This is a genomic window from Candidatus Hydrogenedentota bacterium (genome assembly GCA_012730045.1).
Classification (GTDB): Bacteria; Hydrogenedentota; Hydrogenedentia; order Hydrogenedentales; family CAITNO01; genus JAAYBR01.
This window is the reverse complement of sequence record JAAYBR010000125.1, coordinates 1-22,495: the sequence shown is the minus strand read 5'-3', so window position 1 is coordinate 22,495 and position 22,495 is coordinate 1. Positions and strand designations below refer to the sequence as shown.

Genomic DNA, 22,495 nt, shown 5'->3' with positions numbered 1-22,495 from the left:
AAATACATAAAAACGTGTCCCTGACGCAAGTTATTCACGATAAGCAGGGGGACAAAACGGCCACCCAAGGGGGGCGGGCAGGCTGAGGAAGACCTCACGGTTGGAGCCGTGCCGTGCCATCGGGTAGAATCGGCGGGAACGCCAACGTGGAGGCTTTTCCCATGCGCCTGTCTTTCCTGCCGTCCGTGTTCGCCGGGGTCGTTGCCGCGGCCGCCGTCCTTCCCTGCGCCGCCGGGGCCGAAAGCTGGCCGCAGTTCCGCGGGCCGTCGGGGAGCGGCGTCGTGGCGGGCGCGCCGAAACTGGCCGTGACCTGGAGCGAGACGGAGAACGTGCGGTGGAAGACGCCCATCCCGCACAAGGGCTGGTCCACGCCGGTGGTGCAGGACGGGAAGCTGTGGCTGACCACGGCGACGCCGGAGGGGACGGAGTATTTTGTGGTCAGTGTGGACGCGGAGACGGGGGCCGTCGTGATGAACGAGCGGCTGTTCACCAGCGAGAATCCCGAGCCGCTGGGGAATGACGTGAACTGCTACGCGTCGCCGTCGCCCGCGTCGGAGCCGGGCCGGGTCTACATCAGCTTCGGCAGCTACGGCACCGCCTGCCTCGACACGGCGACGGGGAAGGAGCTGTGGCGGCGGACGGACCTGCCCTGCCGCCATTTCCGCGGGCCGGGGTCGTCGGTCATTCTGCACCAGAACCTGCTCATCCTCACCTTTGACGGCGCGGACCAGCAGTACTCGACGGCCCTCGACAAGGCGACGGGCGCGACGGTCTGGCGCACGGACCGCACGTCGGTCTGGAAGGACCTCGACGAAAACGGCCAGCCGTCGCGCGAGGGCGACCTGCGCAAGGCCTTCTGCACCCCCCTCGTTTTCACCCACGCCGGGCGCGAACAGATGGTGGTCACGGCGTCCTACGGCGTCTTCGCCTACGACCCCATGACCGGCAAGGAGCTGTGGAAGATAGACCACGAGGCCTACTCCCCCGCGCCCATGCCGGTCTACGACGGGAACCTCGTTTTCGTACTCACGGGGCGCGGGCGCAACGCCCTTATGGCCGTGCGGCCCGACGGCGACGGCGATGTGACAAAGACGCATGTGGCGTGGCAGTTCACGGGCAAGACGATCCCCGTGGAGCCGTCGCCCGCGCTGGCCGGCGGGCTCCTCTACCTCGTCAGCAACGACGGCATCGTCACCTGCCTCGACGCGGCCACGGGCGCGGAGCTGTGGGCCGAGCGCATCGGCGGAAGCTATTGCGCCTCCCCGATCCTCGCCAACGGCCTCCTCTACTTCTCCAGCACCCAGGGCAAGACCACGGTCCTCAAGGCGGGCCGCACCTTCGAAAAGGTGGCCGAGAACCGGCTGGAGGAGGGGTTCATGGCCTCCCCCGTCGTCTGCGGCGACGCCCTCTTCCTCCGCACCAAGACCGCCCTCTACCGGATAGACGCCCCGGCGAAGTGACATCCCCCGGATAAACGACGGCCTTCGTGTCCGCCCCAGGGCGCGGCAAGCAGCGCCCCTACGGGAAGATGTCCCGGTGCCATTGCGTATGCCCAGGGCATGGGAAGGTAGGGGCGCCGCTTGCTGCGCCCTCTTCCTTCTTGGCATGGCTTTCGGCCAAAGAACAGAAAGCCTCCGACCGTTGACTTCCCCTCACTTCACCGTGACGGTGTAGGCGATTCTGCGGAAGGCTTTGGGGTTGCCTTCGGCGGGGTCGGTGCCGGTGGCGGTGACGGTGTGGGTGCCGGGGGCGTCGAAGGTCTGGGAGAGTTTCTGGCCCGCGTAGGCCTTTACCCCGTCCACCTCCCAGGAATACTGGCGGAACCCGTCGGGGCCGGTGAGGGTGAGGACGGTCTTGGGGGCGACCTCCACGGACACGGGCGGCTCGGCGACCACTTCCAGGAGTTCGGAGAACCCGGCGACGCGGCGGTCGCCCTGGTATTCGGCGCAGGAGACCACATAGGAGCCGGGCTCGGCGAAGACATGCTCCAGCGCGGCGGCCTCCGGCCCTTCGGCGACGGTCTCCCCGTTGATCTTCCAGACCCTGCGGACGTCGCCGCCGCCGGAGAGGGCCAGGCGGAACGGATGCCCGGCGAAGTGGACCGGGGGCATCTCGACGGCAATGCGGGGGGCGCCGAAATCGCGGGTCATGCCGGTTTCCCGCTTCAGCTCGTCAAGGGTGATGTGGAGGCGGTCCGCCAGCGCCTGGAGGCTGGTCTGGTGTCGGCTGAGGGGGGTGTAGACCCGCGCCTGCGCCGTGCCGCGCGCCGTCTCCACCTCAAGCGTGTAGCTGCCCACCTCGACCGTGGGGCTGGGCCGCAGGGTGACCACGCCCTCCCCCGGCGCCATGCGCAGCATGTGGCGGTAGTCGCCGTTGCCCGCGAGCAGGCGGAAACCCTTGATCTCGGCGGCGGGCACGGGCTGCCCGTCGGCGAGAATGCGCAGGGTGACCGCCTCGTCCGCGCCGTTGAACACGGCCTCCGCCGGGTTCGCCGTCACCTCCGCGCGCGCCGCCGCGGCGCAGCAGAGCGCCGCGCAGGCCAGCATCGCCGCCGTTGCCGTTCGTGTCCTCTTCATGGCGTCAGGTCCCCGTGGTTGCTGCAGGGTCAATCGTCCGCGCCGGGAAAAGGTTCCCGGAAAGGGTCAATGCGGGCGGCGGCGTCCGCCCCCGTAGACCTGGCGCGCCGCCAGCAGGGCGGCGGCCAGCAGCCCGAGAACGGCCCCGGCCGCCAGTGCCGCCACTCTGGGATTCACAGAGGCGTCGGGGGCGGGCGGCGCGGCCGTTTCCGCCGGGGCGGGGGGCGGCGCGGGCGGGGGGGTCTCCACCGGGGTCTGGCCGGACACCGCGGTTGCGGACGCTGTGGTTGCGGACGCCGCCGGGTCGGTGCCGGAGGGCGCGCCGGGGGGCGCGGTTTCGGCGGCGGCGGGCCCGGCGGGTGCCGGGTCGGCGGCGGTTTCGCCGCCGGGCGGGGTCAGGTCGGGCCGGAGCGCCGAGACGTCCGGAAGGTGGGGGCGTCGAAACCCCGGGGGGGGTGGGGCCACCGGCACGGGGGCCTTTGCGGGCGTGTTCAGGGGGTTGGCCTCCGTGGTGGCGGCGATGGCGTTCGAGGTTTCGCGCGGGTCACCGGGGGGCGCGATGACGGTGCCGGGGGCGGCGGTGTCCACGGGGTCGTCCGCGGCGCGCACGTTCACCGCGCGCACTTTGCGGGCCGCCGGGGTTTCGCCCTCGGCGGGCACCTCGTACACCACCTCATAGGCGCCGGGGGTCGCGGTGTCCACGGCCCCCGAGACCACCACCTTCGCCGTGATGTCCTGGTTCCCCGCGTCCACGGCCATGTAGCCGGGGTCCTCCCAGGCGTCGCCGACGGCCAGGGTGGCGGGGTTGTCCCCGCGCAGGGTGATGACGGGGGCGAGGGCGGCGGGCCCCTCCGTTTCGGTGATCACGGGGGACGCGAAGAGGGCGCCGCCGGTGGTGCGGTATTCGAGGGCGCCGTGGATGCGCTTGGGGCCGCTTTCCCCCTCGGGCACGGCCAGGGTGTACGCGAAGGTGTGGGGCAGGGCGGGGGGCGTGATCCAGGCGAACTCGAGGGTGCCGGAGGCCCCCACGGGAGAGGAGATGTCCGGCGGGTCGCCGATGGCCGCCTCCACCGCCGCCAGGGTCCAGCCGGGGGGGACGGTTTCGCGCAGGCCCATGGCGTTGACGGTGCCCTCGCCCGCGGCGTTGACGGTGACGGCGACCTGGAAGAGCGCCCCGGGCGCGTAGCGCGGCGCGTGGACGCGCTCCAGCCACACGCCCATCGGGTTGCCGGGGCCGCCGATCCGTTGCGCGGCGGCCTGCGGGGCCGCCAGCGCGGCCGCAGCCAGCGCCAGGCCGAGGGCGGCGCGTAAAAGGTGTCCTGTCCTGCGCATCGCGTTCTCCATGGTCCCTAGTGTAACGCACGGGGCGCCGCATTGGAATACACGGACGGGAAGAAAGGGGCGGACGGCTACGCCCCGGCGGGGGGCCGGGCGGCGGCCCCGATGCGGGCGCGGGCGCGCGCGCGGGCCGCCTGGGCGCGGGGAAGGTCGGTGCCTTCGGCGCGGGCGGCCAGCCGGGCCTCGGCGCGGCCCAGCGCCTCGCGGGCGCGGGGCAGGTCAATCTCGGCCCCCTCCTCCACGCTGCGGGTGAGCAGGAGCATGCCGCCCTCCAGAACGTGGACGATGCCGCCGTTGACGGCGAAGAGGCGGGTTTCCCCGGCGGCGGTGAGCACGCGGACAACGCCGGTGTCCAGGGAGGCCAGCATGGGCGCGTGGCCGGGCAGCACGACAAAACGCCCGGCGGCGCCCGGCGCGGCGACCTCCGCCGCGTCCAGGACCAGGGTCTCGCGGTCCATGGCGCTGATTTCGAGGCGCAGGGCGCGCTTCTCCGCGTCGGCCATGGTCATCCGGCCCCCATGGCCCGGGCCTTCTCGACCACGTCCTCCACGGCGCCGCAGTAGAGGAAGGCCTGCTCGGGCAGGTGGTCGTACTCGCCGTCGAGGATGAGCGCGAAACTGCGGATGGTGTCCTCCAGCGACACATACTTTCCGGGCATGCCGGTGAACTCCTCGGCCACGAAGTTGGGCTGGGAGAGGAAGCGCTGGATGCGGCGGGCGCGCCCGACGATCTGCTTGTCCTCCTCCGACAGCTCGTCCATGCCGAGGATGGCGATGATGTCCTGGAGGTCGCGGTAGCGCTGGAGGATGCGCTGGACGCCGCGGGCCACGCGGTAGTGCTCCGCGCCGACGATGCGGGGGTCGAGGATGCGGCTGGTGGAGTCCAGCGGGTCCACGGCGGGGTAGATGCCCAGCTCCACGATCTGCCGCGACAGCACCGTGGTCGCGTCGAGGTGGGCGAAGGTGTTCGCGGGGGCGGGGTCCGTCAGGTCGTCGGCGGGCACATAGATGGCCTGCACCGAGGTGATGGAGCCCTTCTTGGTGGTCGTGATGCGCTCCTGCAGCTCGCCCATCTCCGTGGCGAGGGTGGGCTGGTAGCCGACGGCGCTGGGCATGCGGCCGAGCAGGGCGGAGACCTCGGACCCGGCCTGGGTGAAGCGGAAGATGTTGTCAATGAAGAGGAGGACGTCCTGCCCCTCCTGGTCGCGGAAGTACTCGGCGACGGTGAGGCCCGTCAGGGCGACGCGGGCGCGCGCGCCCGGGGGCTCGGTCATCTGCCCGTAGACCAGGGCGGTCTTTTCGATGACGCCCGAGCTTTTCATCTCCAGCCAGAGGTCGTTGCCCTCGCGGGTGCGCTCGCCGACCCCGGCGAAGACGGAGTAGCCGCCGTGCTTCGTGGCGACGTTGTGGATCAGCTCCATGATGAGGACGGTCTTCCCCACGCCGGCGCCGCCGAAGAGGCCGGTCTTGCCGCCCTTGCAGTACGGGGCGAGCAGGTCAATGACCTTGATGCCCGTCTCGAAGATTTCGGTGCGCGTGTCGAGGTCCGCGAAGTCGGGCGCGGGCCGGTGGATGGGCCACCGCTCCGCCGCGTCCACGGGGCCCAGCTCGTCCACGGGCTCGCCGATGACGTTGATGATGCGCCCCAGGACCGCCCTGCCCACGGGGGCGGTGATGTTGCGCCCCGTGTCCGAAACCTCCATGCCGCGGACCAGCCCGTCGGTGCTGTCCATGGCCACGGTGCGCACGGTGTTCTCCCCGGTGTGCTGGGCGACCTCGAGGACGAGGGGTTTCCCGCCGGGGCGCGCGATCTCCAGGGCGTTGTAGACGGGGGGCAGGGCGCCGGGGGGGAACTTGACGTCCACCACGGGCCCGATCACCTGCGAGACGACACCTGTGCTCATCGGAACCTCCAGTCTACAGGGCTTCCACGCCGCTGACCACCTCCACGACCTCCCTCGTGATGGCGTCCTGGCGCGCGCGGTTGTATTTCAGGGTGAGCCGTTCCATGACCTCGCCCGCGTTCTTCGTGGCCGCGTCCATGGCCGCCATCCGCGCGCCCTGCTCGCTCGCCGCCGACTCCAGCAGGATGCGGTTCATCTGCACGTGCAGGTTTTCGGTCACCAGCGCGGAGAGCACAGACGCCTCGTCCGGCTCGAAAAGGTAGGGAACGGCGGACGGCGCGGCTTCGTCGTCCGGCAGGTCAAAGGGGAGCAGGCGCTCCACGGTCACCTTCTGCGAAATGGCCGACTTGAACTCGTTGTAGAGGCAGTGCACCTCCGCGTGGCGCCCGGACAGGAAGTCGTCCGCCGCGGCGCCGATGATGCGCTCGTGGGCGGAGGAGGCGCGCTTGTCGAAGACGCCGGTGTGGGAGGCCCGGATGACGCACGGGCGGCGGCGCAGGGTCTCCAGCCCCTTGCGGCCGACCACGATGAGCTCCACCGGGCGCCCCGCGAACCGCTCCTCCAGCGCGCGCATCGCGGCGTTCACGATGTTCGCGTTGAACCCGCCGCACAGGCCGCGGTCGGAGGTCACCACGATCAGGCCGACCGTGTCGCCGCGGCCCGGGGACAGCAGGGGGTTTCCCGTGTCGCCGGCGCCCGCGGCCACCCGGGCCGCCAGGCCGCGCAGGGCGTAGGCGTGGGGCCGCGCGCGGAGCAGGGAGTCCTGGGCGCGACGCAGCTTCGCCGCGGCGACCATCTTCATGGCCCGCGTGATCTTCTGCGTGCCCTTGACGCTCGCGATGCGGCGGCGTATGTCCTGGAGGCTGGGCATCAGCGGTCCCCGTCGTCCTTCCAGATGTTTGCGGTGAAGTGGGCGAGGGCCTCCCGGATCTTCCCGGCCAGCGCCCCGTCCAGGTCCTGCGTCTCGCGCAGCCCGTCGAGCAGCGCCCGCGCGTCCGTCTCAAAAAAGGCGTACAGCTCCTGCTCGTAGCGCGGCGCCGACGCCAGGGGCACCGCGTCGAGGTGCCCGTTGGTCGCCGCGAGGATGATCAGCACCTGCTTCTCAACGGGCAGCGGCTGGTACTGGGGCTGCTTGAGAATCTCCACCAGCCGCGCGCCGCGCTGGAGCTGCGAGAGGGTCGCCTTGTCCAGGTCGCTGCCGAACTGCGAGAAGGCCTCCAGCTCGCGGTACTGCGCCAGGTGCAGGCGGAGCATGCCCGCGACCTTCTTCATGGCCTTGGTCTGGGCGTTGCCGCCCACGCGCGACACGCTGATGCCGGGGTTCACCGCCGGGCGCACGCCGGAGTAGAACAGGTTCGACTCCAGGTAGATCTGTCCGTCCGTGATCGAGATGACGTTCGTGGGGATGTACGCGGACACGTCGCCCGCCTGCGTCTCGATGATCGGCAGTGCGGTGATCGTGCCGCCGCCCCGCGCGGCGCTCATGGCCGACGCGCGCTCGAGCAGGCGCGAATGGAGGTAGAACACGTCGCCGGGGTAGGCCTCGCGGCCCGGCGGCCGCCGCAGCAGCAGCGAGAGCTGGCGGTAGGCCGCGGCGTGCTTTGACAGGTCGTCGTAGACGATGAGGACATGCCCCCCGCGGTCGCAGAAATACTCGGCCATGGCGCACCCGGCGTAGGGGGCGAGGTACTGGAGCGGCGCGGCCTCGGAGGCCGACGCGCTCACGATGATGGTGTAGTCCATCGCGCCGTACTCGCGCAGCTCCTGGATCACCCGGGCCACCGTCGAGCGCTTCTGCCCGACGGCCACGTAGATGCAGACGCAGTCCTGGCCCTTCTGGTTGATGATGGCGTCCAGGGCGATGGCCGTCTTGCCGGTCTGCCGGTCGCCGATGATCAGCTCGCGCTGCCCGCGCCCGATGGGCGTCATGGAGTCAATCGCCTTGAGCCCCGTCTGGAGCGGCCGCCGCACGGGCTGGCGGTCCACAATGCCCGGCGCCACGCGCTCCACGGGGTTGAACTCCGCGGTCTCAATGGGGCCCAGGCCGTCCACCGGCGCGCCCAGGGCGTCCACCACGCGCCCGATGAGGGCGTCGCCCACGGGCACGGACGCGATGCGGCCCGTGCGCCGGACGAGGTCGCCCTCGCGCACGCGCTCGTGGCCGCCGAACAGCACGGCGCCCACGTTGTCCTCCTCCAGGTTGAGGACCATGCCGGTGACGCCGCCGCCGAAGTCGAGCAGCTCGCCCGCCATGGCCTTTTCCAGGCCGTGCACGCGGGCGATGCCGTCGCCCGCCTGGATGACGGTGCCGACCTCGGCGATGTCCAGGCTCCACTGGAACTCGCTGATCTGCCGCCGGATGATCTCGGTGATCTCGTCGGCCCGGGGCTTAATTTCCATGGGGTGTTTCCTCGGAAAGGAGTTTTGCTCTCAGCCGCTCCAGCCGCGTCCGCGCGCTGAAGTCGTACAGGGTTCCCAGCAGGTGGACCGTGAATCCCCCCAGCAGCCCGGCGTCCACCCGCGTCCGCAGGGTGACCCGCCGCCCGGTCCGCCGCGAAAGGCTCTCCGCCAGCGCGCGCTCCGACGCGGGGGACAGGGGCGCCGCCGACGCGACCTCCGCCCCGGCCCGGTTGAGCCGGTCGTCCACGGTCGCCGCAAGCGCCGCCGCCGTCTGCGGAAGCAGCGCCGTGCGGTTGCGCGCGAGCATGCGGTGGAGCAGGCGGCACGCCTCCGGGGGGGCGTCGAGCGCTCCGAGCACGGCGTCCAGCAGGGCCGCGCGCTCCGGCAGGCTTGCCGCGGGGTTTTCCAGGGCGGCGCGGAACAGCGGGTCGGCCGCGCGGAGGTCGCGCAGGGCGGCCACGGCGGCGCCGGCGCGCTCCAGGAGTGCGGGGTCCGTGACGGACTCCGCCAGCGCGCGGGCGTATCTTCCGGCCAGCAGCGCCTCCTTCATGACGCGCGCTCCAGGAGCCTCGTGAAGGTCTCCACCTCCGCGTCCAGGCGGTCCGTGTCCGCGGCGGCGCGGCAGGCGCGCTCCGCGAGGGCCACCGCCTCCTCCACCAGCCCGGCCCGCAGCGCGGCATGGGCCCGGTGGCGTTCGGCGCGGACGCGCTCCTCCGTGTCCTTCTCCAGTTCGGCGCGGCGGGCCTCGAAGGCCCGCTCCATCCGTTCGGCGTCACGCGCCAGGGTGTCCTCCGCTTCCCGCTTCACCTGCTCCTCCACCTCCATGAACGCGCCGATGCGGCGGCCGGCCTCGGCCTCCAGCCGCCCGGTCTCCGCGCGGGCGTCGGCCGCCTGCTCCAGGCCGCGGCGCACCTCGCCGATGCGCCCGTCGAGGAGGTCCAGCAGGGGGGTGCGCAGGAACCACCCGAAGAGGGCGACCAGCACCAGGGCGTTGAGGACGCGGAAGTAGAGCACATAGTGGGAGGCGCGGCTGCGCTCCTCCTGGAACCAGGGCCGCGCCTCGTATTTTTTCACAAACTCGGCCATCTCATGCTGCTCCTCCGTGGCCGGGGGATGCAGCAGGGGCCGCTCCTCGTGGAGCATGAACCACTCGGACTTCTTGATCTCGAGGTATTCGCGGTGTTCGCCGCCGTGGGCCTCCAGATACGCCTCGGACAGGTTGGGCGAGCGGAACACGGTCACCCCGAGCGTGGACCCCAGAATGTAGAGGGCCAGCGCGGCCAGCGCGAACTGCCAGTGCAGCTCGCGCGGCAGCTTCCGCCGCATCCAGTGCCTCTCTGTGCCCGCGCGCGTCATGGGCGGCGGCCTCCGGGCCCGATGCGCAGCGCCATCTCCTCCGCCAGCCCGGGAACCAGCCCGGGAAAGGACTCCCGCTCCCGCGCCGTCAGGGCGTCCATGGCGGCGGCTTCCGCCGCCACGCGCGCATCCGCCTGGCCGTGCAGCTCCTCCAAACGCCCCCGCTGCTCCGCCGCCGTGCGCGCACGCTCCTCCCGCACCCGCCCCGCCGCCTCGCGGTGGATGGCCGCAAGCCGGCGCCCATACTCGGCGTCCAGCTCGGCGGCGCGGCGCGCCGCGGCCTCGGCGTCGGCCCGGTCCTGCTCTATGCGGAGCTGCCGGGCGTCCATGGTCCGCAGCAGCGGGCGCAGCACGGCCCAGTTGGTCCCCCACAGGAAGAGGAGGAACAGGGCAAGCTCCACAAACAGCGTGAAATCAAGGGAAAGCACGGGGGCGCCTTCTGTGCCGCGCGGCCGGGGTTAGAGGAAGAGCCAGATGACGAGCGCGACCACGAGGGCGTAGATGGAGTTCGACTCGGTGATGGCCTGGCCGATGATCATGGTGCGGGTGATGACCGGGGCGGCCTCGGGGTTGCGCGCGATGCCCTCCACGGCCTTCGCGGCAGCGTGGCCCTCGCTGAGGCCCGCCGCAAAGACGCCGACGCCGATGGCCAGGGCCATGGCGAACGCCTTGCCGATGGAGACCAGGTCCGCGCCGGAGACGGCCCGGGCCGTCTCCTCCGCCTGGCCGAGGGAACTCTGCAGGACCGCCATGATTGTCGCACTGTCCATTGCACCCGTGTCCTTATGTGGTTGTGGGGGTTGGAGGAAGGGGGTCGAACGGAAGGGCCGCCTCCGGCGGGAACAGGGGGCTTATCCGCCCTGCTCCTCCAGATTGATGGCCAGATAAACCAACGCGAGCATCGAGAAGACGAAGGCCTGGACGGCCGACTCGAAAATCAGCAGGAACACGTCCAGAAACATGGGCGTGAACATCTCGTAGGTGAGGCTGCCCAGCACGACGATCACGATCGCCGCGCCGGTGATGTTTCCGAAGAGCCGGCACGAGATGGAGACCACGCGGGAGAGGTTCTCCACCAGGCTCATGGGGAGGAAGAAGAAGACCCCGCTCAGTTTCCCGATGACGGCCCCCGCCGTCAGCGGGCCCTCGTGCGCCCAGAAGGGCCCGAGCATCTCGCGCAGGCGGCCGCGCGCGCCGTGGCGGCGCACCCCGCAGTAGTTCGAGTAGGCCACCGTCATGGAGCCGAGGGCCAGCGTGCAGTTCAGGTCGCTGGTGGGCTCCTCCACATGCGGCAGGGGAAGCAGCGGCAGGGAGTTGCACATGAAAATGAAAAGGAACAGCACGGCGATCAGGGGCAGGTATTGGCGGTGCGCCCCCTTCTCCCGCGGGTTCAGCGCGTCGCGCACGATCTGGTCGAAGGAGGAGACGAACACCTCGACGGCCGCCTGCGCCCGGCCGGGCACCCACGAGAGGCGGCGCACGCACAGCCACAGCGCCCCCCACAGCACCACCATGGCCAGCAGGGTGTTGGCAACAGTGTCCACGCTCACCCCGCCGAGTGGGATCGGGATGTCCGTAAACGGCACATAGTGCCAAACCAGCCGCTCACCGATTTCGTCCATCATGGGACTGCGACCCTGTTCTTGTGTCCAGGCCGGAAACGCCGACCGCGGCCGTCACCAGGTGCGCCAGCATGAGGCCGGCGGCCGCCCCAAACAGACCCCGGGCCTGCGCGGTGTCGAGGGAGTAACCCTTGGCAAGGGCAAGGAGGTAGGCGGAAAGCCTGAGGAGCACCCAGAGTGACGGCAACCATTTTATGCCCCCTCCGGAAAGCCGTTCAACTTTCTGGGCCCCCAGGCAGGTCATGTGGAACCCGAACACGGAGGCGAGCCCGCCCCCCAGCAGCCCCTTGGCGGCCGCCCCCCCGAAAACGGCCCACACCGCCGGGACCAGCGCCGTCAGCAGCACCAGCGACAGGCCGGTGACCGTCCGGCGCAGCGCCGGCACCAAGGACGGGGGGGGGGCCGGGGAATGTGTCTCTTCAGGCATGGGGGCGAATTCTAGCCCCCCGGCGGCGGCATTGCAAGACGGCGCATGTCCCCCAATCGCCGGATAAGACATCGCGAGAACCGAAGCCGGAGCGGGCGCGGGATCGCCGCAGCCGCTGCGCTCCTTCGCGGCGACGTTGATTTCAGCGTCAGCGCGGGGAGGCCGCGCAGCGCCGTGGTCCGCAACTTGTCCGGCGGGCGGCGGAGGGGTAGAATCATGCGCGGCCGGAGGCGGGAGTCCGCCCGGTCAAGGGAGACCCGGCATGGAAAGTTTGGAAAACGTTGAGACCCGGCAGATAGTCGGGATGATCGGCGCGGTGGTGCTGTTCCTCGGGGTGTTCGCGCCGGTGGAGCGGGTGGGCGAGCTGGGCGGGATCAGCTTCGTGGGGGTGTGGGTGCTTCCGGGCACGCTGGTGCTGCTGCTCGCGGCGGCCACGCTCGGGCTGGCGCTCTGGGGGAAGATGCGGTGGCTGTGGCTCACGGGGGGGCTCTGCGCGCTCATGCTCCCGGCCACCTATTTTCTCAGGAGGGCCGAGATCGTCAAACTCGGGGCGACCATGCCGCTGGAATGGGGCTGGATCGTCATGGGGGCGGGGGTGCTGGTCATTCTCGTGGCCGCCGGCCTCCACGAGTGGGAGGAGCGGAGCTAACCCCCATGGGCACCCTCTACCTGCTGGTCGCCCTGGTGACCAGCGCCGTGAGCATGGGCATGCTGGTCTACGGCGTCCGGCAGAAGGAGCCGCTTGTCCTTGCGTTCGGGGTGGCCTTCGGCGTCCTGCCCTTGGTCCTCACCGGAAACTGGGAATCCCTCCTTGGCGCGGTGGCGCTCGGCGCCGCCTTCTACGGCGCGCGCAAATGGTTTGGATGACCGGCGCGCGGGGGCCGGCGTCCTGCCCCCCTCCCGTCAGTTCCCCGGCGCCTCTTGGGCGCGGCGGATGTCCTCCAGGCACTGCCGGGCGAGGGCGCTCCCGGGGTCCAGCGCCAGGGTGCGCTGAAACTCCGCCGCCGCGCGCTCCAGGTCGCCCAGGACCATGAGGCAGAGGCCGTGGTTCACGGCGCACACGGAGTCCTCCGGCGCGAGCGCCGCGGCGGCGGCGAGATGGGGCAGCGCCTCGCGGCAGCGGTCCTGCTCGTAGAGCGCGCGGCCGTACTGCATGCGCACGCGCGGATTCCGCGCGAAGGCGCGGATCTGCGGCGCGAGCACAGACTCGGCTTCGGAAAAGCGCTCCGTCTGGATCAGTGCGGCGGCAAGGTTGACCAGCCAGGCCGGGTTGCCCGGCTGGAGGCGGACCGCCTCGCGGTACTGCTCCAGCGCGCCCGCGTGGTCGCCGCGCCTCCACAACGCCAGCCCGAGGTTGCCGCGGCCCATGGCGTTCTCCCCGCCGGACACCTCCAGCATGCGGCGGCACAGGGTCTCGTCGTTCCGCCAATAGGCGGTCTGCCACGCGCCGAGCCCCGCCGCCGCGGCGACCAGCGCCGCCGCAAGCGCGGCCCGCGCGCGCGGGGACTTCAGCGCGCCGGCAACCGCGAACACGAGCGCGGCCAGCAGGCCCAGGTGGGCCGTGTAGGCCCAGCGGTCCGCCATGGCGGCGTTGCCGAAGCCCGCCAGCCCGATCACGGGCAGCAGCGTGCCGAGGAACCACAGCCACCCCGCCAGCAGGCGCGGCCGCCCGCCGCGCCGCAGCGCGGGCGCCAGCACCGCCGCCGTCACGGCGACCAGCAGGACCGCCGCGCCCGCCACCATCCCCGGCGTGAGCGCGCCGCGCAGCTCGGGGTAGTGCCCCATGAGCCGCACGGGCCAGAAGGTGTGGCCAAGATACCGCGCGTAGCTGACCAGCGCGTTCCCCGCGCGGAAGGACAGGGGCAGGTCGCCGGTCCACGACAGGGCGTTGAGGCTGTCCTGTCCCGCGCGGCCCAGCCACACGGCGGGCGCGCACAAGGCGAAGAGCGGCAGCTTCTCCGCCACGGGGCGGATCCACGTGGCGGGACGACGCAGGTCCAGGCGGCCCAGGGGCCACGCGTCCAGCAGCAGCAGCGCAAAGGGAAGCACAAGGGTGGTCGGCTTCGACAGCAGCGCGAGGACCATGACGCAGAACACGGCGGACAGCCGCGCGGCGGAGGGGCGTCCGCCCCGCTGGCCCGCGTACACGAACACGGCGGCGGCGAACCAGCACCCGGCGACCACCTCCTTGCGCGACGCCACCCAGGCCGCGGCCTCGGCCCGCATGGGGTGCAGCGCGAAGAGCAGGGCGGCGGCCAGCGCGGCCCCGGGCCGCCCCGTGAGGCGGACCAGCGCCAGGTACCACAGGACGGCGGCGCCGATGTGCCACAGCAGGCTGTGGGCGTGGTGGCCCGCCGGGCGCATGCCGAAGAGGGAGACGTCCAGCAGGTGGGTCAGCGTGGTGACGGGCATCCAGATGCCGAAGTGGTACTGCGTAAGCGCGAAGCGCAGCCCCTCCTCCGACAGCCCGGGCCGCACGCCGGGGTTCTCCACCACCACGGCCAGGTCGTCCATCGCGAGAAAGTCGAAGAAGACGGCCTGCCCGAACACCGCCAGCACCGCCGCGCACAGCAGCGCCGCCGCCGCGCCGTCGCGCAGGAGGGAGAGGCGTCCGCCTGTTTCAGTGTCTTCGCTCAGGGACACGGGGTCGCATCCTCCGTCACGGGGCGCCCAGGGCCTCCAGCGCGGCGCGGGCGCCCTTGTACCGGGGCTCCACGGCCAGCGCCGCCTGATACGCCTTCCGCGCCTCGTCCGTCCTCCCAAGATTGCCGAGGCAGTGCCCCCAGTTCGTCAGGTAGAGGTGGTTTTTCGGAAGCCTTTTGACGGCGGCCTCCATGTGCGGCAGGGCCTCGGCGAAGCGCTTCTGGTTGAACAGCGAGATGCCGAGCTGCATGCGGACATGCGGGTTGTCCCCGTCCGTTGCCAGAAACGGCGCCAGCAGCGCCTCCGCCTCCGGCGCGCGCTCCGCGCCGTTCAGGGCCATGGCGTAGTTCACCGCCCAGAAGGGGTTGTGCGGCTCCAGTTCGCTGGCCTTCCGGTAATGCTCCATCGCCCCGGCCGGATCCTTTGCCCGCCCGCACAGGTAGCCCAGGTTCGTGTGCGCCAGCGCGTTCGCCCCGTCCGACACCGCCAGCATCCGGGTGCAAAGCACCTGGTCGTTCCACCAGTATGAGGTCTGCCGTATCCCCAGCAGCGCGGTCACCGCCACCAGCACCACCGCCCCCCGCAGGGCCAGGCGGTTCTGCGGCGCGGCTTTCGCGGTCTTGCGGTGCGGGGCCTTCTTGGGCGGTCTGGACTCCGGCGGGGCCTCCGGCGCCGGTGCCAGGCGGTCCGCCAGGGCCAACCAGCCCCAGGCGACGGCGGCCATGAGCCCCAGATGGGGAATGTAGGCCCACCGGTCGGCCATGGACGCGTTGCCGAAGCCCACCAGCCCCAGCACCGGCGCCAGCGTGCCCAGAAACCACGCCCACCCCGTCAGCGGATACAGCATGGGATTCCGGCGCAGCGCAAGAAACAGGACCGCCGCCGTCACAACAAGCAGCAGCGCCGCCGCGCCCGCCACCATGCCCGGCGTGAGGGTGTTGCGCAGTTCGGGGTAGTGCCCCATGAGCGGCACGGGCCACACCGTGTGGCCGAGATAGCGCGCGAGGCTCACCACGGCGTTCCCCGCGCGGAAGGACAGCGGAAGTTCCGCGGCCCATTCCAACGCGCCAAACTCCCGCTGCGTCGCCCGGGCCAGCAGCATGGCGGGCACGCACAGGGCGAACAGCGGCAGCTTCTCCAGCACCGGGCGCACCCAGGTGGCCGGGCGGAGCAGGGTGAGCCGCCCCAGGGGCCACAGGTCCAGCAGCAGCAGCGCGCAGGGCAGGGTCAGCACGGTCTGCTTGGACAGCACGGCCAGCGCCATGCCGAGGCACACCAGGGCCATGCGCCCCACCGACGGGCGCGCCGCGTACCGCGCGTACAGCAGCACCGTTCCGGCGAACCAGAACCCGCTGACCACCTCCTTGCGGCTGGCGATCCACGCCACCGCCTCCGCCCGCAGGGGATGCACCGCGAACAGCGCGGCGGCCAGCGCCGCCGCCCCCCGGTTGCCCGTCATGCGGACCAGCGCCAGGTACCACAGCAGCACCGCGCCCAGGTGCCACAGCACGCTGTGCGCGTGGTGCCCTGCGGGGTTCTTGCCGAACAGCGACGCGTCCACGAGGTGCGTCAGCGTGGTGAGGGGCATCCAGAAGTGCGTGAACAGCACCCGCAACCCGCCTCCCGCCAGCCCCTTCATGATCTCCTTGTTCTGGAAGACGAAACGCTGGTCGTCCATGATCAGGGAGTCGAAAAACACCGTGTACCCAAACACCAGCAGCACCAGGCCGGCCAGCAGCAGCAGCACGCGGCCGTCCTCCCGCCACGAGAGGGGGTGCAGGGGGGGGTGCCGGTCTGTCTTGTCCGTCGCCATGAACCTCTCCAGGGCCGCCCGCCCGGCGGCCCAAACGCCCAACACTATAGCCCACACGGCCCGGCACGGGCGAATAGGGACCAAGATGGACGACATGGACGACATGGACGGAATGGACAAAGAGGACCAGGGGGACCGAGTGGACAGGAAACAACGGTCCATCGAGTCCATTTCGTCCATCCCGTCCATCAATTTCCCCGCCCTTTTCCCGAACCCCCTAAGAAAACCGGGGTCTCACCCGTTATAGTGATGTCAGCGCTGACCCGTGAAGACACCGGCTGAACCTGGAGGAGTTTCCGTGGACAGTCAAGAAACCGAAAGACCCGGCGGCACGCCGCCGGAAGCGGACTGGGTGAGGGACGCCCTCAACCGGCATGAGGCCCCCCTGCTGCGCCACGCGGCGCGGCTCACGGGGGATCTGGAGACGGCCCGCGACGTGGTGCAGGAGACCTTCCTGCGCCTGTGCCGCGCCGACCGCGCCCGGATCGGGGACCATCTGGTGCCCTGGCTTCACACGGTCTGCCGCAACCTCGCCCTGGACCACCTACGAAAGGAGCAGCGCATGGTTGCCCTGGATGAGCACACCGCGGCGTCCCTGCCCGGCAGGGAGGCGCCGCCGTCGGCGTCGGCGGAGCGGGCCGAGGCCCGCTCGCGGGCCGACGCCCTGATCGGGGGGCTGCCCCCCAAACAGCAGGAGGTGCTCCGGCTGAAGTTTCAGGACGCCCTGTCCTACGAGGAAATCAGCCGGATCACGGGGTTGAGCGTCTCGAACGTGGGCTATCTGATCCACACGGGACTGAAAACGGCACGCCAACACCTGGCGGACGCGGCGGCCCCCGCCGCCCCGCAGGCCTGAGGAGCGACACCATGAACATCACTAAAGACGACCCCCTCCTCACCGCGTACGCGCTGGGCGAGGTCACAGACGAGGAGCGCGCCGCCGTGGAGCGCTTCCTGAACGAAAACCCCGAGGCGCGCGCCGAAGTCGAGGACATCCGCGCCGCCGCCACCCTGCTCGCGGGCGCGCTGGCCGAAGAGGACGCCCCCGCCCTCACGCCGGAACAGCGCGCCGCCGTGCTGGCCGCCGCAGGCCCCGCCTCCGTAAGGGCCCCCGCCCGGCGCGGAAGGCTGGCCCTGCGTCTTGCCCTCGCCGCGGGGCTGATCGTTGCGGTCGGCGCCTTCCTCGTGCTGCCCGCGCTCTCCAGAGCCCGTGAAGCGGCCATGCGGCCCCAACTGGCCCGGACAGCCCCGAACACGGACGCCTCAAAGGTCTCCAGAGAGGAGGAGGCCCCCGCCCAGCCCGCGCTGGTGGACCAGTTGGCCGAGCCTAGAGAGTTCGACAACTACAGCGTCTGGGGCGAGGACTTTCGCTCGATGTATCCGCCCGACGCCGCCCAGCCCGCCGTGGGCGGGAAGGAGCAGCCCGAATTCGCCGCCCAGCCCGCCCAGGAGAACATTCGCGCCGAGTTCACGGACAAGCCCGGGGCGTTTGTCGAACTGGATGAGGGTTCGGCCGCCGGGGAAGCACCGAAGGGTGACACCCCCGCCGCCGCGCCCCTCCCGCAGGTGGAGTATGCAACCGGGAGCCTGCAAAACGTGGAAATCGGCGGGCAGCTCCGCATTGCCGGCGAACCCCTGCCCGCCCCCGCAGCCGAGCCCACGAAACTGAATGTCCGCGCCGACTTCACGGACAAGGTCGAGATGTCTGGGGAGGGGGACGGGTTGGGCACCGTCACCGATTTCTACTCGTCGAACGAGGCAAAGCAGCGTGCCGGCGGGCAGGGCGGGTTGGGGGTTCCCCAAGTGCCCGCCGAGGTGCGCGACCAGCTGCAGGCGCTGGGCTATCTGTCCGACAAGGACGGCCTGGACCGTCGCCTGTACTGGGCCCAGCCCACGCCCGCGCCGGGGTCGGAGTCCTATGCGCCCATCTCGGAGAACGCCTTCACCCGCGTGGCGGACGTGCCCCTGTCCACCTTCGGGGTGGACGTGGACACGGCGTCCTACGCGAACGTGCGGCGCTTCCTGACGCAGGGCACGCTGCCCCCGCCGGACGCCGTGCGCGTGGAGGAGCTGGTCAACTACTTCCGCTACGAGTACCCGGCCCCGCAGACGGAGCACCCCTTCTCCGTGAACGTGGAGACGCACCCCTGCCCGTGGAACCCCGGCCACCTGCTGGCCCGGATCGGCCTGCGCGGCCAGGACGTGGCCGTGGAGGAGCGCGCGCCGGTGAACCTGGTCTTCCTCGTGGACGTGTCGGGCTCCATGCAGCCGCCGGAGAAGCTGCCCCTGCTGGTCAAGGGCCTGAAGCTGCTGGCGGAGTCCCTCACGGGCCGCGACCGCCTCAGCATCGTCACCTACGCGGGCCGCGCCGGCGTGCGCCTCGCCCCCACGCCGGGCGACCAGAAGGCCGCGATCCACGGCGTGCTCGACAGCCTGTCCGCGGGCGGCTCCACGAACGGCGAGGGCGGCATCCGCATCGCCTACGACCTCGCCCGCGCGGCGTTCATCCCCGGCGGCGCCAACCGCGTCATGCTGGCCACGGACGGCGACTTCAACGTGGGCGTGAGCGACACGGACGCGCTGGTCTCCATGATCCAGCAGCAGGCGAAGACGGGGGTCTTCCTGACGGTGCTCGGCTTTGGCACGGGCAACCTCCAGGACAACCGCATGGAGAGCCTCGCCGACAAGGGCAACGGCCAGTACTTCTACATTGACTCCTTCCAGGAGGCGCGCCGCGCCCTGCTGGAGCAGGCGGCGGGCGCCCTCGTGACCATCGCCAAGGACGTCAAGATCCAGGTCGAGTTCAACCCCGCCCGCGTCGGCCACTACCGCCTCATCGGCTACGAAAACCGCGCCCTCGCCGCCCGCGACTTCAACGACGACCGCAAGGACGCCGGCGAGATCGGCGCGGGCCACACGGTCACGGCGCTCTACGAGCTGGTGCCCCCGGGCGTGCAGCCGGAGCCGCCGCAGGTGGACGCGCTGAAGTACCAGTCCGTGCCCGAGGCCCCGAAGCCGGAGGCGGCCCCCGACGGGGCCCGGCCCGCGTCAAACGAGCTGATGACGGTGAAGCTCCGCTACAAGCGGCCCGAAGCCGACACCAGCACGCGCCTCGACGTGCCCGTGGCGGGCGACACGCTGGACGCCGCCCCCGGCGCCGACCACCAGTTCGCCGCCGCCGTGGCCGCGTGGGGCATGCTCCTGCGCCGCTCGGCCCACGCGGGCACCGCGAGCCTCGACCTGGTCCTCCAGCTCGCCGAGGCGGGCAAAGGCGCCGACCTCGACGGCCGCCGCGCCGAGTTCATCACCCTCGTGCGCACCACCGCCGCGCTGATGGGCGGCGCGCCGGCGCCCATCACCCGCGAATAGGGCCGCCGGGACGGAAAACACACCGGACCCGCAGGATGCGCCGGGCGTCCTGCGGGTCCGAAGGATGTGAGGGGGGAAGGCGGGGCTCAGCCGCCCTTGAGCAGGGGGAGCATGGCCTTGAACTCCGGGGTGCCCGCGCGGCGGAGGAGCTCGAAGAGGGCCATGTCCACCGTGAGCCGCGCCGCGCCCGCGCGCTCCATGCGGCGCAGGCCCGCGGCGCGGGCCTCGGGCGTGGAGGAAACCACGGCGTCCTCCGCCACGAACACCTCGAAGCCCTGCTCCAGGGCCTCAAGCGCTGTCTGGTTCACGCAGACGTGGGCCTCCATGCCGATGATCAGGAGCTGGGTGCGGCCGGAGGCGGCCAGGGCCGCGCGGAAGGCCGGGTTGGCCAGGCAGCCGAACTCGATCTTGGGGATGCGCGGCGTGTCCCCGAGCTCGGGGAGCACCTCCGGGTGCGTGCCGCCGAGCCGGTCCGGGTTTTGCTCCGTCACCAGCAGGGGCAGCCCCAGCACCTTCGCCGCGCGAATCATGCGCACGGCGGCGCGCAGGTAGGCGGCGGTCACCTCCTCCGACTTCGGCAGAAGCACCTGCTGGATGTCTATCACCACCAGGGCGGTCTTCTCTCGGTCAAGCAGCATGGGGGGCTCCTTGGGGGGTGTCGCGGAGGCGGCGGGGCGCGGGGCGGAACCGGACGGAAACAGGCCGGTCAGTCCTCCGCCAGCGCCTCCTGGACGTGCTGGCGGTTGCGGCGCTTGCGCTCTTTGATGGCGTTGGCCTTGTAGAAGAGCGCGGGCTCGATGATGGGCTCGTGCAGCCCCTCTGTCTCCACCTCGCCGTAGCTCACGCGGCCGCGGTAGGTGCGGTTGGAGAGAATGATGGCGATGGCCTGGCGCGACCACTTGTTGCCCTTGCGCGTCTGGATGCTGCGCGAGTGCAGGTAGTTGACCACCTTGCCCGTGCTCTTGGTGGTGATGTACTCGCGGAAGATGGTCCGCACCACCTCGGCCTCGCGGTCGTCTATCACGAGGGGCTTGCTTTCGTCGGGGCCGCGGCGGTAGCCGTAGGGCGCCGGACCCGTGCCGTAGCGGCCCTGCTGGACCGCTGTCAGCTGGCCCCGCTTGACCTTTGCGCCATGACTGAGCTTGGGCGGCTTTTCAACCGTCCTGGTCGCCCCCGCAGCCAACTTGTCCCCGCGGTCGTCCATTATGAACCCAACCCGTATGGCGCCCATCGCCACAGCCCGTAAACAGTTATGAAGACCAAAAATGATCTGCCGGACACCCCGCCGCGCAACAGCCCGTCACCCGGCGGAAGCCTGCCGGCGCGTGGAACAACGAATAATGCCGCGCCGTCAAACTTTCCGCATACCCTTATTCTAAGCGAAAAACGCTCAAATGTCAATAGTTTCGCAAGAAAAGGGCCGGGGTGCCCAACAAACGTCCTTTCAATGGGTTACCCGCCCCGGAGCGGCTGGATTTCAGCCCTTCTGTAAATGGAAACCTCCTCCAGCGGCGGGAAATTTCGTTACGACGCTGTCGAAAATGAAAAAACCGCCCCGGACGGGTTCCGGGGCGGTCGAAAAAGGTCCGTCTTTGCGTCAGCCCTTGGCGACGTTCTCGGCCACGATGTCGCCGATCTTGCTGGTGGAGAGGCCGGACTCCTTGATCTCCTTCACGGAGAGGCCCTTGAGCTGGCCGGAGGTGAGGAGGTCCACGACGCCCTTCTCAATGGCGAGGGCGGCCTCGGTCTCGCCGAGGTGGTCGAGCATCATCTGGCCCGCGAGGATGGCGGCCATCGGGTTGATGACGTTCATGCCGGTGTACTTGGGCGCGCTGCCGCCGATGGGCTCGAACATGGAGACGCCCTCGGGGTTGATGTTGCCGCCCGCGGCGATGCCCATGCCGCCCTGGATCATGGCGCCCAGGTCGGTGATGATGTCGCCGAACAGGTTGCCCGTCACGAGGACGTCGAACCACTCGGGGTTCTTCACGAACCACATGGTCGTCGCGTCCACATGCGCGTACTCGCGCTTGATGTCCGGGAACTCCTTCTCGCCCATCTCGTGGAAGGCGCGCTCCCACAGGCCGTAGATGTGCGTCAGCACGTTCGTCTTGCCGCACAGCGTCAGCGTCTTGTTCTTGTTGCGCTTGCGGGCGCACTCGAAGGCGTAGCGCAGGGCGCGGTCCACGCCGAAGCGCGTGTAGACCGCCGTCTGCGTGGCCACCTCGTTCGGCGTGCCCTCGTGCATGAGGCCGCCCATGCCCGTGTACGCGTCCTGGGTGTTCTCGCGGACCACCACGAAGTCAATGTGCTCCGGGCCCTTGTCCTTGAGCGGCGTCTCCACGCCCGGCAGCAGCTTCACGGGGCGCAGGTTGATGTACTGGTCCAGCTCGAAGCGCAGCTTCAGCAGGATGCCCTTCTCCAGGATGCCCGGCTTCACGTCCGGGTGCCCGATCGCGCCGAGGTAGATCGCGTCAAACTTCCGCAGCTCGTCCGCCGCGTTGGGCGGGAGCACCTCGCCCGTGCGCATGTAGCGCTCGCCGCCGTAGTCGAAATCCGCCGTCTCCGTCTTGAACCCGAACCGCTGCGCGGCCGCGTTCATCACCTTCACGCCCTCCGCAAGCACCTCCGGACCCGTGCCGTCGCCGCCCATGAGGGCAATCTTGTAACTCGCCATGAAAATCGTCTCCTTATGGTGAAATGACCGGCGGAAAACTGGAAAGTCCCGTTATTCTACCATTTTTCCGGATCCGGTTCCCAATCCGGGGCCACGGACGGGCAATCCCAGCCCCGAATCGCCGAACACACCGGTTTACCTGCGGGATGCGACAGAATGGGGGCGTTCTGACAAGCGATTGCTTCGCTTCGCCCGCAATGACGCGGAAATACACGTCATTGCGAGCCCCAGACCGCCCGGGGGTGGGAATTCTGCCTATGAAGTGAGGGCTGCGGGAGGGCCGGAAAAGTAGACGCGCCATCTTGGCGCGTTCTTGGGGTTTTCGTTGGCCCAAAGAACGCGCCAAGATGGCGCGTCTACTTTGCGGGCGT

The 22,495-nt window shown here is 70.6% G+C and carries 22 protein-coding genes; 5 read left to right on the top strand and 17 right to left on the bottom strand.

Going from position 1 to position 22,495, the window contains the following annotated elements:
• Positions 1-161 precede the first annotated feature (161 nt).
• The gene (locus GXY15_13800; protein ID NLV42281.1) at positions 162-1,460 is read left to right on the top strand and encodes a PQQ-binding-like beta-propeller repeat protein; all 1,299 of its coding nucleotides are present in this window, start codon (positions 162-164) and stop codon (positions 1,458-1,460) included.
• Between the two features lie 192 nt (positions 1,461-1,652).
• Here GXY15_13800 and GXY15_13795 read toward each other — a convergent pair whose 3' ends face one another.
• The 12 genes from GXY15_13795 to GXY15_13740 form a co-directional block, all read right to left on the bottom strand.
• A complete protein-coding gene (locus tag GXY15_13795; GenBank protein ID NLV42280.1) occupies positions 1,653-2,576 on the bottom strand; it encodes a hypothetical protein in 924 nt (307 codons plus the stop codon).
• Positions 2,577-2,642: 66 nt separating this feature from the next.
• Positions 2,643-3,908 carry a DUF5011 domain-containing protein gene (locus GXY15_13790; GenBank protein NLV42279.1) on the bottom strand — a complete coding sequence of 422 codons (1,266 nt, stop codon included), beginning with the start codon at positions 3,906-3,908 and terminating at the stop codon, positions 2,643-2,645.
• Between the two features lie 77 nt (positions 3,909-3,985).
• The gene (gene atpC, locus GXY15_13785) at positions 3,986-4,423 is read right to left on the bottom strand and encodes an ATP synthase F1 subunit epsilon (GenBank protein NLV42278.1); all 438 of its coding nucleotides are present in this window, start codon (positions 4,421-4,423) and stop codon (positions 3,986-3,988) included.
• Positions 4,420-5,817 (bottom strand): F0F1 ATP synthase subunit beta, encoded by a 1,398-nt coding sequence (gene atpD, locus GXY15_13780; protein ID NLV42277.1) that lies wholly within the window; start codon positions 5,815-5,817, stop codon positions 4,420-4,422. The genes atpC and atpD overlap by 4 nt, the downstream gene beginning before the upstream one ends.
• A gap of 13 nt (positions 5,818-5,830) precedes the next feature.
• The gene (atpG, locus tag GXY15_13775; GenBank protein ID NLV42276.1) at positions 5,831-6,688 is read right to left on the bottom strand and encodes an ATP synthase F1 subunit gamma; all 858 of its coding nucleotides are present in this window, start codon (positions 6,686-6,688) and stop codon (positions 5,831-5,833) included.
• The gene (locus GXY15_13770) at positions 6,688-8,217 is read right to left on the bottom strand and encodes a F0F1 ATP synthase subunit alpha (protein NLV42275.1); all 1,530 of its coding nucleotides are present in this window, start codon (positions 8,215-8,217) and stop codon (positions 6,688-6,690) included. Before GXY15_13770 ends, atpG begins: the two co-directional genes overlap by 1 nt.
• Entirely contained in the window at positions 8,207-8,767 is a 561-nt protein-coding gene (atpH, locus tag GXY15_13765; GenBank protein NLV42274.1) for an ATP synthase F1 subunit delta, read from the bottom strand. Before atpH ends, GXY15_13770 begins: the two co-directional genes overlap by 11 nt.
• A complete protein-coding gene (locus tag GXY15_13760) occupies positions 8,764-9,573 on the bottom strand; it encodes a hypothetical protein (GenBank protein NLV42273.1) in 810 nt (269 codons plus the stop codon). The genes atpH and GXY15_13760 overlap by 4 nt, the downstream gene beginning before the upstream one ends.
• Positions 9,570-10,001 (bottom strand): hypothetical protein, encoded by a 432-nt coding sequence (locus GXY15_13755; GenBank protein ID NLV42272.1) that lies wholly within the window; start codon positions 9,999-10,001, stop codon positions 9,570-9,572. Before GXY15_13755 ends, GXY15_13760 begins: the two co-directional genes overlap by 4 nt.
• A gap of 30 nt (positions 10,002-10,031) precedes the next feature.
• Entirely contained in the window at positions 10,032-10,232 is a 201-nt protein-coding gene (atpE, locus tag GXY15_13750; protein NLV42271.1) for an ATP synthase F0 subunit C, read from the bottom strand.
• A gap of 192 nt (positions 10,233-10,424) precedes the next feature.
• A complete protein-coding gene (locus tag GXY15_13745) occupies positions 10,425-11,198 on the bottom strand; it encodes a F0F1 ATP synthase subunit A (GenBank protein ID NLV42270.1) in 774 nt (257 codons plus the stop codon).
• Entirely contained in the window at positions 11,179-11,622 is a 444-nt protein-coding gene (locus tag GXY15_13740) for a hypothetical protein (protein NLV42269.1), read from the bottom strand. The genes GXY15_13745 and GXY15_13740 overlap by 20 nt, the downstream gene beginning before the upstream one ends.
• Positions 11,623-11,884: 262 nt before the next feature.
• On the opposite strand from GXY15_13740, the gene GXY15_13735 reads away from it, so the two are divergent.
• Both GXY15_13735 and GXY15_13730 read left to right on the top strand, forming a co-directional pair.
• On the top strand, positions 11,885-12,271 hold the full coding sequence (locus tag GXY15_13735; protein ID NLV42268.1) for a hypothetical protein: 387 nt from the start codon (positions 11,885-11,887) through the stop codon (positions 12,269-12,271).
• 5 nt (positions 12,272-12,276) lie between these two features.
• Entirely contained in the window at positions 12,277-12,489 is a 213-nt protein-coding gene (locus GXY15_13730; protein NLV42267.1) for a hypothetical protein, read from the top strand.
• 36 nt (positions 12,490-12,525) lie between these two features.
• Here the strand turns inward: GXY15_13730 and GXY15_13725 are convergent, their stop codons facing one another.
• The gene (locus tag GXY15_13725) at positions 12,526-14,265 is read right to left on the bottom strand and encodes a tetratricopeptide repeat protein (GenBank protein ID NLV42266.1); all 1,740 of its coding nucleotides are present in this window, start codon (positions 14,263-14,265) and stop codon (positions 12,526-12,528) included.
• A 16-nt stretch (positions 14,266-14,281) separates the two neighbouring features.
• Positions 14,282-16,078, bottom strand: coding sequence for a tetratricopeptide repeat protein (locus GXY15_13720; GenBank protein NLV42265.1), 1,797 nt, complete (start codon positions 16,076-16,078; stop codon positions 14,282-14,284).
• Positions 16,079-16,376: 298 nt separating this feature from the next.
• On the opposite strand from GXY15_13720, the gene GXY15_13715 reads away from it, so the two are divergent.
• Positions 16,377-16,934: a sigma-70 family RNA polymerase sigma factor gene (locus tag GXY15_13715; protein ID NLV42264.1), complete on the top strand. Its 558-nt coding sequence runs from the start codon at positions 16,377-16,379 to the stop codon at positions 16,932-16,934.
• Positions 16,935-16,945: 11 nt separating this feature from the next.
• On the top strand, positions 16,946-19,447 hold the full coding sequence (locus GXY15_13710; protein NLV42263.1) for a VWA domain-containing protein: 2,502 nt from the start codon (positions 16,946-16,948) through the stop codon (positions 19,445-19,447).
• Positions 19,448-19,533: 86 nt separating this feature from the next.
• On the opposite strand, the gene GXY15_13705 is transcribed toward GXY15_13710, so the two are convergent.
• From GXY15_13705 to GXY15_13695, 3 genes are all read right to left on the bottom strand, one after another.
• Complete coding sequence (locus GXY15_13705; protein NLV42262.1) at positions 19,534-20,085, bottom strand: isochorismatase family protein; 552 nt, start codon at positions 20,083-20,085, stop codon at positions 19,534-19,536.
• A 68-nt stretch (positions 20,086-20,153) separates the two neighbouring features.
• The gene (locus tag GXY15_13700; protein NLV42261.1) at positions 20,154-20,651 is read right to left on the bottom strand and encodes a hypothetical protein; all 498 of its coding nucleotides are present in this window, start codon (positions 20,649-20,651) and stop codon (positions 20,154-20,156) included.
• Positions 20,652-21,044: 393 nt separating this feature from the next.
• Positions 21,045-22,124 carry a 3-isopropylmalate dehydrogenase gene (locus GXY15_13695; GenBank protein ID NLV42260.1) on the bottom strand — a complete coding sequence of 360 codons (1,080 nt, stop codon included), beginning with the start codon at positions 22,122-22,124 and terminating at the stop codon, positions 21,045-21,047.
• Positions 22,125-22,495: the final 371 nt, after the last annotated feature.